11 protein-coding genes are annotated in these 11,927 nt (G+C 72.1%); all 11 read right to left on the bottom strand.

What is annotated here, in order from left to right; translation table 11 throughout:
- Positions 1–3: 3 nt before the first annotated feature.
- The 11 genes from ACFO0B_RS05335 to ACFO0B_RS05285 all read right to left on the bottom strand — a co-directional run bounded on the left by ACFO0B_RS05335 (position 4) and on the right by ACFO0B_RS05285 (position 11,874).
- Positions 4–708 carry a hypothetical protein gene (locus ACFO0B_RS05335; RefSeq protein ID WP_378611164.1) on the bottom strand — a complete coding sequence of 235 codons (705 nt, stop codon included), beginning with the start codon at positions 706–708 and terminating at the stop codon, positions 4–6.
- On the bottom strand, positions 705–1,670 hold the full coding sequence (locus ACFO0B_RS05330; protein ID WP_378611163.1) for an MlaD family protein: 966 nt from the start codon (positions 1,668–1,670) through the stop codon (positions 705–707). The genes ACFO0B_RS05335 and ACFO0B_RS05330 overlap by 4 nt, the downstream gene beginning before the upstream one ends.
- Complete coding sequence (locus ACFO0B_RS05325) at positions 1,667–2,734, bottom strand: MlaD family protein (protein WP_378611162.1); 1,068 nt, start codon at positions 2,732–2,734, stop codon at positions 1,667–1,669. The genes ACFO0B_RS05330 and ACFO0B_RS05325 overlap by 4 nt, the downstream gene beginning before the upstream one ends.
- Complete coding sequence (locus ACFO0B_RS05320) at positions 2,731–3,792, bottom strand: MlaD family protein (protein ID WP_378611161.1); 1,062 nt, start codon at positions 3,790–3,792, stop codon at positions 2,731–2,733. Before ACFO0B_RS05320 ends, ACFO0B_RS05325 begins: the two co-directional genes overlap by 4 nt.
- Before the next feature lies 1 nt (position 3,793).
- Complete coding sequence (locus tag ACFO0B_RS05315) at positions 3,794–4,786, bottom strand: MlaD family protein (RefSeq protein WP_378611160.1); 993 nt, start codon at positions 4,784–4,786, stop codon at positions 3,794–3,796.
- A gap of 74 nt (positions 4,787–4,860) precedes the next feature.
- Positions 4,861–5,877: an MlaD family protein gene (locus tag ACFO0B_RS05310; RefSeq protein ID WP_378611159.1), complete on the bottom strand. Its 1,017-nt coding sequence runs from the start codon at positions 5,875–5,877 to the stop codon at positions 4,861–4,863.
- Entirely contained in the window at positions 5,874–6,857 is a 984-nt protein-coding gene (locus tag ACFO0B_RS05305) for an Mce family protein (protein ID WP_378611158.1), read from the bottom strand. The genes ACFO0B_RS05310 and ACFO0B_RS05305 overlap by 4 nt, the downstream gene beginning before the upstream one ends.
- Entirely contained in the window at positions 6,854–7,732 is an 879-nt protein-coding gene (locus ACFO0B_RS05300; protein WP_378611157.1) for an ABC transporter permease, read from the bottom strand. The genes ACFO0B_RS05305 and ACFO0B_RS05300 overlap by 4 nt, the downstream gene beginning before the upstream one ends.
- The gene (locus ACFO0B_RS05295) at positions 7,729–8,532 is read right to left on the bottom strand and encodes an MlaE family ABC transporter permease (protein ID WP_378611156.1); all 804 of its coding nucleotides are present in this window, start codon (positions 8,530–8,532) and stop codon (positions 7,729–7,731) included. The genes ACFO0B_RS05300 and ACFO0B_RS05295 overlap by 4 nt, the downstream gene beginning before the upstream one ends.
- Before the next feature lie 124 nt (positions 8,533–8,656).
- Complete coding sequence (locus ACFO0B_RS05290) at positions 8,657–10,396, bottom strand: FAD-dependent oxidoreductase (protein ID WP_378611155.1); 1,740 nt, start codon at positions 10,394–10,396, stop codon at positions 8,657–8,659.
- Positions 10,393–11,874 (bottom strand): flavin-containing monooxygenase, encoded by a 1,482-nt coding sequence (locus tag ACFO0B_RS05285; RefSeq protein ID WP_378611154.1) that lies wholly within the window; start codon positions 11,872–11,874, stop codon positions 10,393–10,395. Before ACFO0B_RS05285 ends, ACFO0B_RS05290 begins: the two co-directional genes overlap by 4 nt.
- Positions 11,875–11,927: the final 53 nt, after the last annotated feature.

Here is an 11,927-nt window from a genome sequence, read left to right as displayed (position 1 = left end):
CTCCTACTTTCCACGGGGTAGTGCGGGGGTGACGCCGCCGACGTCGGTGATGGTCCAGTTCGCGTCGCGGTCGAGGGTGATGGTGTAGGCGGCGGTCGCTGTGACGCCGTCGGGGGTTTGGCGGCTCCTCGAGGTCATGTCCACGAAGACCTGGACGGTGTAGAGGTTGTTCTCTCTGCTGCTCACCTTCGCCGCCAGGACTTTCGCCGTGGAGGTGTATTCCATCCGGGTGAGCCAGGGGCCGACGACATCCACCGCGGCCGAGAGTTTCGGGGCGAGGTCTCGGCTCACCTCTTCCTGCAGTTGGGTTCGCCAGGTCTCTATGTCGCTGGGGTTGACCTCCGAGACGTTCAGGGCGTAGCGGGACGCGGCTTGTTCTGCCTCGGTGTCCGTGGCGAGTGTTGCTCGCAGGTCTGCGAGTTCTTCCGCGGAATTGTCCGTTGCCCAGAGGGTGCCGAAGGTGACGGCGGCTGCGGCAGCGACGGCTGTCAGCACTGTGCGGTTCAGGGCTGGTCTGCGCGGAGTCGCTTCTCCCCCGCCGCTGGCATCGCCTGGCGCTGCCGCGCCGCTCGGCTCGGTGTCGCGGTTGCCGGACGCTCCGGTTTCGCTGCGGTTCACCTCCGCCGCGCGCGGTTCGGCGCTGTTCGCGAGCTTGCCGCTCGCTTCGGTCCCGCTCGGGTCGGCGGGGGAAGGGGGATGGGAACTCACGGCGGTCCTTCGGGGGCGGGCGGGGCGAGGGTGATGCGGAGGCGATCACCGGGGAGGGAGGTGAGGGCCTGGTCGAGGAGGGTTCCCATGTCGACGGCGCCGAGCGCGGGGCCGATGGCGGTGGTGACGGGGCGCAGTGCGACGCCGAGCGCGCCGAGTTCGGGGGCGAAGCGGCGCAGGAAGTCGACGAGCTGCGCCTCCTCGGCACGCCAGGAGCCGAGCACCTCCTCCCCGCGCAGCAGCACCGAGCCCTCGAAGAGGTACTCGTAGGAGACGCCGAGCGTCGCCCCGAAGCGGTCGAGCTGCGGTGGCGCCGCGGTGAGCACCGTCTTCACCCAGCCGAGCTCGGGCATCAGCCGCATGACGTCGCGCAGCACGATCTCCAGCGACGGCTGGTGCCTGGCCAGCGTCCGCGCGAGCAGGTCGGCGGCGCGGGCCAGCGCGGGGGTCACCTCGCCCGCGCCGTCGACCGCGACGGCGAAGGTCTCGACCAGCCTGCCGACCGCGGCCGAGTCGACCTGGTCGAGCAGGGTGGAGGTGCCCGCGAGCAGCTCCGGCACCGCGGTCGGCGTCTCGACGGTCCCCGTGAGGCGGGCACCGTCGGCGAGGTAGCGGCCGGTGTCGGCGCCGGGCAGGAACGCGAAGACCGGTTCGCCCAGCGCGGAGAGGTTCTCGACGGCGAGCGCGCTGTCGGCGGGAATCCGGTACCCGGCGTCGTACTCGATTCCCACCCTGACCCCGTCGCGCACGCTCTCCACGAACCGCACGGCCCCGATGTCGACCCCGCGGTACACCACCTCCGACCCGGTGCGCAGCCCGGCGGCGTGTGCCATCCGCACCTCGGCGCGGTGCCGCGGCACGGTCGGGTCGTGGCCGAGCACGCCGACGGTGAGGTAGCCGCCGCCGAGCGCGGTCACCGCGGTCAGCGCGAGCCAGGAGAGCCAGGCGGGGATGCGGGTCACGGCGCGGCTCCGATCAGGCGGAGCAGCACCGCGGCGTCGATCTCGGGGTTGCCCTCGACACGGACGGTGCGGACGTCGATCGCGGGGTCGGTCAGGAATGGAATCACCTTGCCGGACAGGAGTTCCGGGATCACCGACCCGCTGCCCACCCAGACCAGCGGGTCGGCGGAGGGTTCGCGGAGCAGCCCGGCGGTCTGCTCCAGGGCGACGTTGAGGTGCGGCAGCCGGGGAATGGTCCAGTCCAGGCCGGTGGTGAGGGTGTTGACGTCGATGACGACGTTGAGCACCGCGGTCATGAACTCGGGCACCCGGCCGAGCCTGCGCTTCGCGGTCTCGGAGAACAGGAAGCCGACCTCGTCGCGCATGTCGTGCAGCCGCCGCGTGGTGGCGTCGGCGGCGGCGAGCATGCGCTCCAGGTCGGGGAGGTGGTCGGCGGTGGTGCCGAGGTCGGCGGCGAGCCGCCCGCCGAGTTCGCTGGTCTCGGCCGGGTCGTCGGGCAGCGCGCTGTTGAGCTGGTCGATGGCGTCCTGCATGCGGGTGAGGCTGCCGCCGTTGACGAACACGGCCATCCGGTCCAGGATCTGCTCCAGCTGCGGGCCGGGGTCGGTGTCGCGGAGCGGGATGGTGTCGCCGTCGCGCAGCAGTTCGGTGCCGCCGTCGACGGGCGCGAGCAGCGCCAGGTAGATGTCGCCGAGCACGGTGGTCTGCCGCAGTTCGGCGCGGGTGCCGCGGGGGAAGCGGGCGTCCGCGCGCAGCTCGATGCGCGCGATCGCCGCGTGCGGGGCCAGTTCGATCCCGCGCAGCGTGCCGACCTCGGCGCCGTCGCTGCGCACCACCGCCCCCGCGGGCAGGCTGAGCAGCGATTCGAACTCCAGGTTCAGCCGGTAGCTCGGCCCGTCCACGCCCGTGCCGGGCAGCGCGTGGTGCGAGGGGTCGAACCCGCACCCGGCGAGCAGCGCCGCGACCACGGCGAGCAGCGTCGCGCACCGAGCACCGATGCCGCGCTGCGGCCATGGATTCCGGGCCGACGGCGAACGGCGGCGCCCGCCCGCCCGGACACTCATCGCGCGCCCCCCACCACGGCGAGCACCGCCTGCGGCAGCGGCATCCGCGCCGCCCCCGGGAGCGGCACGCACTCCGGAACCCCGGCACAGAGCACCACCGGATCGCCCCCGACCACGACCCCCGGCCCCCGATACCCGACCTCGACCCCCGCCTCCCCGACCATGGCGCGCAACATCGCCAGCACCCCCGGCACCGTGTCCAGCACATCCCGCGACTCCTCGGCCCGCACCCGAGCCAGCGTCACGGCGGGAACCGACGACTCGAGCATCTCCATCAGATACGGAAAGTGCTGGTTGAACAGCCGATCCATCGGCTCGACCGCGAGCGCCAGCTTCCCCACCATCGTCTTGACGATCACCAGACTGCTCTCCAGCAGCTCCAGCCCGGGCCCGAAGGTGGTGAGCGCGGTGGTGAGGTCGCCCCACTCCCTGGTCAGGAAGGTGGTCAGCTCGGCGGAGTTGTCCAGCACCGCGCCCAGCTCGCCCAGGAAGACGTCCGGCGACGAGGTGAGCTCGGCCAGTGCCCGCAACTGCTCGCGCAGCTGCGGCCCGAGCCCGCCGAGTTCCCGGTCCGCCCCGGCCAGCACCGCCCGCAGCAGTGGAACGCCGTCCGGCCCCGGCCTGGTCATCTCGTCCAGCAGTCCGGTGAACGAGCGCAGCGCGGCCGAGGTGCCGATCGGGGTCTCGGTGCGCTCCTTCGCGATACAGCGCTCCTCCGGCAGCAGCGCCCCGCCCGCGTAGTCGGCGTCCACCAGCTCCACCCGCCGGTCGGTGAGCAGCGAGGCGTTCACCACGACGGCCCGCACGTCGGCGGGGAGCCCGCGCTCCCCGATCCGCATCCGCACCCGGACCCGATCGCCATCGGGCTCCAGCGCCGAGACCGACCCCACCGGGACGCCGCGAATGGTCACCGCCGCGCCGTCGTACAGCCCGTAGGTGGTGTCGAACTCGGCGCACACCGCCCTGGTTCCGCCGCCGCCCCAGCCGAGACCGACCGCGGCACCGGTAGCGGCCACCACGGCGACGAGCACGATCCCGAGTCCCGTCCGCACGCCCATCTCAGCACCCCGCTCCCGGCACCGGCAGGCACACGTCCGGCCGCTGGACGGTGAGCCCGCTCCGGTCGATGAGCGCGGTCCCCTCCGGCCCGGCCACCGCGGCGAGCTGCCGCAGCGTGCCGGTGAGCGCGTCGATCATGCGGTTCGTGTCGGCGAGCAGCCGCCCGCTCAGGTCACGGCTCTGTTCGAGCGGGAAGAAAAGGGGCTCCAGCTTTTCGGCGTAGGGCCCGCTGAGGAAGTCGAACAGCAGCCCCACAACGGCGGTCACCTTGTCGGCGAAGATCTCCACCTTCGCGCGGGCCGCCACGATCTGCGGGCCGAGGATCGCGTAGGCGCGGATCACCTCGGTGGCGAGCTGCTCGTTGTCGTGCACGGTGGCCAGGTACTCGTTGGAGAGCCCGAGCAGCTCCTGCACCTGGGTGCGCTGCTCGGCGAGCGCCCCGAGCACCGTGCCGAGCGCGGTGACCGACTCGCGCACCGCGCCCGGCGCCCCGGTGAGCGCGGCCGCCGAACCCTCGAGGGTGGCCCGCAGCGCGGCGGTGTCGGCCCGGTCGGTGACCCGGACCGTCTCCGGCAGCAGGTCGTTCACCAGGAACGGCAGCCGGGCCCGCTCGGCCGGGATGGCGCCGCGCAGCACCCCGTCGCCCGCGGGCAGCAGGGCCAGGTAGAGCCCGCCGACGGGGGTCAGCATGCGCACGTCGACCGCGGTGGCGTCGCCGATCCGCTGCCCGGCGTCGACCTCGAAGGCGACGTCGACGTGCGCGTCGGCCAGCTCGACCGCGAGCACCCGGCCGACCGGGATTCCCGCGATGCGCACCCCGTCACCGGGTTTCAGCCCGCCGCTCTCCGGCAGCGTCAGGTGCTGGACGACCGAGCCGGGCGGGTGCAGGTACAGCACCCCGACGGTGCCGAAGCCGATGGTCAGCGTGACGACCCCGAACAGCGCCCAGACCAGCTGGGCGCGCGGCGTCACCTGCTCGGCGCCGAAGGTCATGGCGCTCCTCCCTCGCGGACGGTCATGGCGCTCCTCCCTCGCGGACGGTCATGGCGCTCCTCCCTCGCGGACGGTCATCGCGGTGCCCCCGCGCAGACGGTGAGGGCCCGGCCGTGCAGCAGCACGGTCGCGTCGACCGGCAGCGGGAAGGCGCCGTGCGCACACCGGCGGCCCGGCTCCTCGGCCGGGATGAGCGCGTTCAGCGACTCCAGCAGCCCGGGCAGCAGCCACAGCGAGCGCACCGCGGCGGTGCTGTCCGGGATGGCCAGCCGCATCCGGTCGGTGAGCGAGTCGGACGAGTCGCGGGCGCCGAGCAGCAGCAGGGCGAGCGCGTCGGCGGTGCGCACCACCTCGCTCATCTCCACCGAGCCCTTGTCCATCAGGGTGAGGAACTCCGCCATCCGGCTCGAGACCGGCATGAAGATGGAGTGGAAGACCCGCAGGATGTTCTCCAGGTTCGCCGAGCGCCCGCGCAGCCGCTGCGCGAGCTGGTCGAGGTTGGCGACGATGGTGCTGATCACGGCGGTGCGGTCGGCGGCGTAGGAGGCCAGCGCGGCGACGTCGCGGAGCAGCGGCGCCGGGTCGTCGCCGGTGCCGTCGATCAGGGCGACGACGTTGGTGAGGAAGCGGTTGTAGACCTCCGGGTCGGCCTCCTCCAGCAGCGGGCGCAGGCCGTTGAAGACGGTGGTGATGTCGAAGGAGTCGACGGTGTTGCGCACCGGTTCGGCGGGGTCGAGCTCGGGGGCGTCGGCGCCGCGGGTGATGGCGAGATAGCGCTGCCCGGTGAGGTTCTGGAAGCGGATGGCCAGCAGGTCGGTGCCGCGCAGCGGGTACTCGGTGCGCAGCGTGAAGCGCACCCGCGCGGTGTGCTCGGGGGTGAGCGCGACCTCGGTGATCTTGCCGACCTGCACGCCGCGCAGCCGCACATCGGCGTTCTCGCGCAGCCCGAAGACGTCGCCGAACTCGGCCACGTAGGCGCGGGTCGCTCCGCCGACCGGGCGCTCGACGGCCTGCACCACCAGGGTGACGATGCCGATCACCACGAGCAGCAGCAGCGAGAGGCGCACGGCGGCGCCGCGGGGCGTCTTCATCGCGGACCCCCGAGGACGATCTCGGTGTCGAGGGTGACCTGCCCGTCCCGGTTCCGCAGCGCGCCGTCCAGCCCGGCCAGCAGCGCCCGGACATGCCCCGGGGTGACGCCGCGCATCGACTGGTTCAGCGGGATCACCATGTCCAGCAGCATGTCCACCGCGTGCGCCATCGGCCCGAGCGCACCGACCAGCTCGCCGGCGAAGGCGAAGACCAGGTTGGAGACCTCGGAGATGGTGGCCGATGCCTGCTTCGTCGCGGCGTCGTCGTCCAGCTCCTCGACCGAGGCGAGCGCGGTGAGGATGCCGAGCGCGGAGGGAGCGAACGCCGCGACCCCCTCGGTGACGTCGGCGGTGGTGCTCAGCACCTGCCCGAGCGGCACCCCCTGGGCGCGCTGCCAACTGCGGGCGAGCAGCAGCGCCGAGGTGAGCAGCGGCGCGCCCGCCTCGGTGAGCCCGGCCGCGTTCTCCAGCGAGACCGCGAGCCGATCGGTGAGGATGCCGGCGACGGCCCGGTTGGAGTCGCGCAGGATCCGGGTGACGGTGAAGTTCTCGACCCGCTCGGCAGGCTCGAGCACCGCGCCCGCGGCGAGCGGCTCCCCGCCCGGCATCGGGGTGAGTTCCAGTGCGGTGGAGCCGAACACCGTGGCCGAGACGAAGCGCGGCCGCGTGGTCGTGCTCAGCTCGGGCAGCCGGGCCGCATCCACCCCGACGGTCAGCCGGTGCCGCTGCACCCCCACCGGCCGCACCGCGACGACCTGCCCGATCGCCATGCCGCGCAGCCGGATCGGGGTGCCCGGCCCCGCGCCGTCGCCGAGCCCGGAGACCACCAGGTCGAACTCCACCCGCCCGTCCCGCCCCGGCTCCAGCGTCCGCCACACCGCACCGCTCAGCAGCACCAGCGCGACCACCAGCACCAGCCCGCGCAACCGCAGCCCGGCCCGGTCCGGCCCGCGCACCGAGAAACTCCGCGCCCGGCTCATCCCGTGAACCCGATATCGGTGTCGAACCCCCAGATCGCGAGGGTGAGCGCCATATCGCTCATGGCGATCAGCACCAGGCCGGCCCGGATGGCCCGCCCGGAGGCGATGCCGACCCCCTCCGGCCCGCCGGTCGCGTAGAACCCCTGGTAGGCGTGCACGCCGGTGACCAGCAGCACGAACACCACCACCTTGAGCAGTGAGAAGGCCAGGTCCGGGCCGCTGACGAACATCCGGAAGTAGTGCCCGAAGGCGCCGGCGCCCTGCCCCTGCACACCCGTCACCACCAGGTCGGTGGTGAGGAAGCCGAGCGCCAGCGCGATCAGGTACACCGGAACCACGGTGATCACGGCCGCGACCAGCCGGGTCGAGACGACGTACGGAATCGGGTCGATGGCCTGCGCTTCCAGCGCGTCGATCTCCTCGGAGATCCGCATGGCGCCGATCTCGGCGGTCATCCGGCACCCGGCCTGCGCCGCGAAGCCGACCCCGGCCACCAGCGGCGCCAGCTCGCGCGGGTTGGCCAGCGCCGACACGGCCCCGGCCAGCGGCCCCATACCGAGCATGTCCAGCGCGGTGAAGCCGAGCAGCCCGATCATCGCCCCCGCCACCACGCCCATGATCACCAGCACCGGCGCCACCCCGCCGCCGACGATCACCGACCGGCCGTTGCCCCAGGCCAGATCGGTGAAGACGGCGACCGTCTGCCTGCGGTAGTTGCGCAGCGCGTGCCCGACCCCGAGCACCGCCGCCACCCCGAAGCGGAGCTGGAAACCCAGCTCCTCCAGCGGTTCCCAGCCGCGCCGCAGCCGCCGGGTCCAGCGCAGCCCGGCGGGGCGGTACGCCGACGGCCCGCCGCGGGCCGCGGCGGCGGTCACAGGAACCCCATGGGCAGGAAGAGCAGCACCAGCTGGGTGATCACCAGGTTCGCCACCAGGCAGGCCAGCATGCCGAGCACCACGGCGGCGTTCACGCAGTCGGCGACGCCCTTCGGGCCGCCGCCCGCCTCCAGCCCGCGCTGCCCGGCGATCACCGCGACCAGGTAGCCGAAGACCGCCGACTTGCCCAGGCAGATCACCAGATCGGTGACGGTGGCGAAGCTGCCGAAGGAGAGCCAGTACGAACCGGGCGCGACCCCCTGCCCGACCGAGGCGACGAAGAACCCGGCCAGGATGCTCATCAGGATCACCAGCACGGCCAGCATCGGCGCGACCACCGTCATGGCCAGCACGCGCGGAGCCACCAGCCTGCGGTGCGGGTCGATGCCCATGGTGCGCAGCGCGTCGATCTCCTCGCGCACCGTGCGGGCGCCGAGATCGGCGGCGATGGCCGAGGCGCCAGCCCCGCCGACCAGCAGCGCCGCCGCGAGCGGCGCGATCTGCTGCATGACTCCCATGCCGCCGACCGCGCCCGCCATCGACCCGGCACCGATGTTCTCGGTGATGCTGCCGACCTGCACCGCGATCACCACGCCCATCGGCAGCGAGATCAGGATGGCGGGCAGCATCGACACCGAGACGAAGAACCAGGCCTGGACCAGCGCCTCCCGCAGCGGGAAGCGGCCGCGGGCCAGGTCGTACCCCATGAGCGCGGTGGCCCGCACCCCGAGCCGGACCCCGCGCCCGAAGGTCCGGGTGCTCGATGCGATCGACGCGACCACCACGACCTCCTCGAACACCGCGCTGTGATAGTCGAACTGCCATCAGACTATCAACAGCATGCGCAGCGTCGAGCGGTTTCCCCGGAACTGATCGACAGCCCCCCTGAACAGCCTCGAAAGCGGCGTTCGAGCCGCGCGGCCCCTACTCCCCCGCGGGCGCGGGGACCGGCTTCCCGTTGCTGGTGATCTCCACCAGCGGCAACCGCAGCGCCCCCGGCGCGCTCTCCGGCACCACCGGATGGCGCGGCGCCACCGGCTCGATCCGGCGGTAGGCGGAGCCGAGCGCGGGCCGCGAATCGGCCTCGCCCTTGTTCGGCCACATGGCCACCGCCCGCTCGGACTGCGCGGTGATCGTCAGCGACGGGTTCACCCCGAGGTTCGCGGTGATCGTCGAGCCGTCGATGACGTGCAGCCCGGGATGGCCGTAGAGCCGGTGGTAGGGATCGACCACACCGCTCTCCGGCGAATCGCCGATCACGCAGCCGCCGATGAAGTGCCCGGTCATCGGGATGTCGAACAGGCTGCTGATCGAGCCGGTGGCGAAGCCGTCGATCTTCTCGCCGATCCGGTTCGCCACGTCGTGCCCGGCCGGGATCCAGGTCGGGTTGGGAGCGCCCTCGCCCTGCCTGGTGTGCATCCGCTTGCGCCCGAACACCCCGCGCCGGGTGTAGGTGGTGATCGAATTGTCCAGCGACTGCATCACCAGCAGCCCGATCATCTGCTCGGACCAGCGCCGCGGATTGTGCATGCGCGCGATATCGCGCCTGCTGCGCACCATCTGCCGCCACCACAGTTTGCCCTTGGCGACCCCGTCGACCTCGTCCACCATCGCGGTGCTGAGCAGCGCGAGGGTGTTGCTCCCCTTGCCGTAGCGCACCGGTTCGATGTGCGTGTCGGCGTCGGGGTGGATGGACGAGGTGATCGCGACGCCCTTGGTGAAATCGGTGTCGTCGGCGCGGGTGCGCACGACGAGCAGCTCCTCGGAGTTGGTGCGCGCCAGGTACCCGAGCCGCGGCGAGATCTCCGGCAGCGAGCCGGTGTCGCGCAGCTTGTGCAGCAGCCGCTGGGTGCCGAGCGCGGCGGCGGAGAAGATCACCTGCTCGGCGGTGAAGGTGCGCTTCCTCCTGCGCAGCAGCCGTCCGGTGCCGACGGTCGAGACCGAGTAGCCGCCGCCGGAGAGCGGCCGCACGTCGGTGACGGTGGTCAGCGGGTGCACCTCGGCCCCGGCCTCCTCGGCCAGGTAGAGGTAGTTCTTGACCAGGCTGTTCTTGGCGTTGTGCCTGCACCCGGTCATGCACTCGCCGCAGTGCGTGCAGGTGCGCCTGGCCGGGCCGGCGCCACCGAAGAACGGGTCGGGCACGTCCTGCCCCGGCCTGGTGCCCGGCCCGCCGAAGAACACGCCGACCGGGGTGCGCTGGTAGGAGTCGCCGACGCCCATCTCCTCGGCCACCTCCCGCAGGACGCGGTCGGTGGCGGTGGTGGCGGGGTTCGTCGTCACGCCGAGCATCCGCTTGGCCTGGTCGTAGTAGGGCAGCAGCTCCGACTTCCAGTCGGTGATGTGCGCCCACTGCCGGTCCGCGAAGAACTTCTCCGGCGGCTCGTACAGCGTGTTGGCATAGACCAGGGAGCCGCCGCCGACGCCGGAGCCGCTCATGATCAGGGTGTCGTCGAGCAGCGTGAGCCGCTGGATGCCGTAGAACTTGGCCCACGGCGCCCACAGGTACTTGCTGGCGCGCCAGGAGGTCTTGGCGAACTCGTGGTCGGCGAAGCGGCGCCCCGCCTCCAGCACGCCGACCCGGTACCCCTTCTCGGTGAGCCGCAGCGCGCTCACGCTGCCGCCGAAGCCGGAGCCGACGATCAGCACGTCGTAGTCGAAGGTCATCGGAAGAGCTCCTTTGCTCCGACGGGAAGCAGCGGGTGGTCGGCCGGGTTCAGCTTGCGGGTCTGCAGCCGGTAGCTGAGCACGGTACCCGGCCAGTTGTTGGTGATGCGCCCGTTCTCGCTGCGGTACCAGCTGCCGCAGAAGTTCCAAGGCGTGCGCTCGAGCCGCTGCTGCAGCCCGGCATCGAATTCGTCCGCCTTGTCGGTGCGGGTGTCGAGCACGCGACCGGCGTGCGGCGCGAGCCGCTCCAGCGCCTGCCGGATGTAGCTCGCCTGCGACTCGATCATGTAGACGATGGAACCGACGCCGAGGTTGGTGTTCGGCCCGTACACCAGGAAAAGGTTCGGGTAGCCGGGCACGGTGACGCCCTTGTACGCGCGGGCCCCGCCCGCCCAGTCGTCCTCCAGCTTGCGCCCGCCGCGGCCGCGGATCTGCATGGGCCACAGGAACTCGGTTCCCTTGAAGCCGGTGCCGTAGACGATCACGTCGGCTTCGTGCAGCTCACCGTCGGCGGTGCGCACGCCCTCCGGCTCGATCGCGGTGATGCCGGTCGTCTGCACGCTGACGTTCGGCGCGGTGAGCGCGGGCAGGTACTCGTTGGAGAAGAGCGCCCGTTTGCAGCCGGCCGGGTAGTCCGGGGTCAGCTTCGCCCGCAGCCCGGGATCGGCCACCTGCTTGCGCAGCTGGCGCATGCCGATCCAGGTGACCAGCTTCCGGATCAACGGCACGTCCACCAGCGCCAGCGCGAGGAATTCGCAGACGGTCCAGAACCAGAGCCGCTCGGCCTTCCTGGTGAAGGGAAGCAGCTGGAACAGCGTGTGTTGCAGCTTCGAGTACTCGACGTCGTTCTTCGGCATGATCCACGCCGCCGAGCGCTGGAACAGCGTCAAGTGTTCCGTGCTCGGCGCGATGGCGGGCACGAACTGGACGGCGCTGGCGCCGGTCCCGATCACGGCGACCTTCCTGCCGGTCAGCTCGACGTCGTGGTCCCACTCGGCGGAGTGGAAGGATTGCCCCCGGAAGCTCTCGATGCCGGGAATCGCGGGCAGCGCGGGGCGGGAGAGCTGCCCGACCGCGGAGATCAGCACGTCGCAGGTGAGCTCGGCGCCGTCGGCGAGCCGCACGGTCCAGGTGCCGGTCGCGTCGTCGTAGGCCGCCTCGGTGACATCGGAGCCGAAGCGGATGCGCGGGAGCAGGTTGTGTTTGCGCGCCACGTCGCGGATGTAGCCCTGGATGTCGGCCTGGCCGGAGAAGCGCTTCGGCCAGTCCGACTTGGGCTCGTAGGAGAACGAGTACAGCGGCGACGGGATGTCGCAGCCCGCGCCGGGGTAGGTGTTCTCCCGCCAGACGCCGCCCAGATCGGCCGCGCGCTCGAGAATGGTGAAGTCGCCGAAGCCGGCGCGCTGCAGCTCCACGGCGGTGCCGAGGCCGCCGAAGCCGGTGCCGATGATGACGATCGAAGGTGCACTACGTGGCATATCCCTACGCTATGGCCTTGGCGTGGCCGCACGGCAAATACCTGAGGTCAAAG

Origin of the sequence: Nocardia jiangsuensis, assembly GCF_042650385.1 — a bacterium.
Lineage (GTDB): Bacteria > Actinomycetota > Actinomycetes > Mycobacteriales > Mycobacteriaceae > Nocardia > Nocardia jiangsuensis.
The sequence above is the reverse complement of the archived record's forward strand: the minus strand, read 5'-3'. Positions and strand labels throughout refer to the sequence as shown.

Bases quoted from the DNA above. Each gene is read 5' to 3' on its own strand.
- ACFO0B_RS05315 (WP_378611160.1), bottom strand. From the start codon at position 4,786: ATGACCTTCGGCGCCGAGCAGGTGACGCCGCGCGCCCAGCTGGTCTGG.
- ACFO0B_RS05310 (WP_378611159.1), bottom strand. From the start codon at position 5,877: ATGAAGACGCCCCGCGGCGCCGCCGTGCGCCTCTCGCTGCTGCTGCTC.
- ACFO0B_RS05320 (WP_378611161.1), bottom strand. From the start codon at position 3,792: ATGGGCGTGCGGACGGGACTCGGGATCGTGCTCGTCGCCGTGGTGGCC.
- ACFO0B_RS05325 (WP_378611162.1), bottom strand. From the start codon at position 2,734: ATGAGTGTCCGGGCGGGCGGGCGCCGCCGTTCGCCGTCGGCCCGGAAT.
- ACFO0B_RS05290 (WP_378611155.1), bottom strand. From the start codon at position 10,396: ATGACCTTCGACTACGACGTGCTGATCGTCGGCTCCGGCTTCGGCGGC.
- ACFO0B_RS05285 (WP_378611154.1), bottom strand. From the start codon at position 11,874: ATGCCACGTAGTGCACCTTCGATCGTCATCATCGGCACCGGCTTCGGC.
- ACFO0B_RS05305 (WP_378611158.1), bottom strand. From the start codon at position 6,857: ATGAGCCGGGCGCGGAGTTTCTCGGTGCGCGGGCCGGACCGGGCCGGG.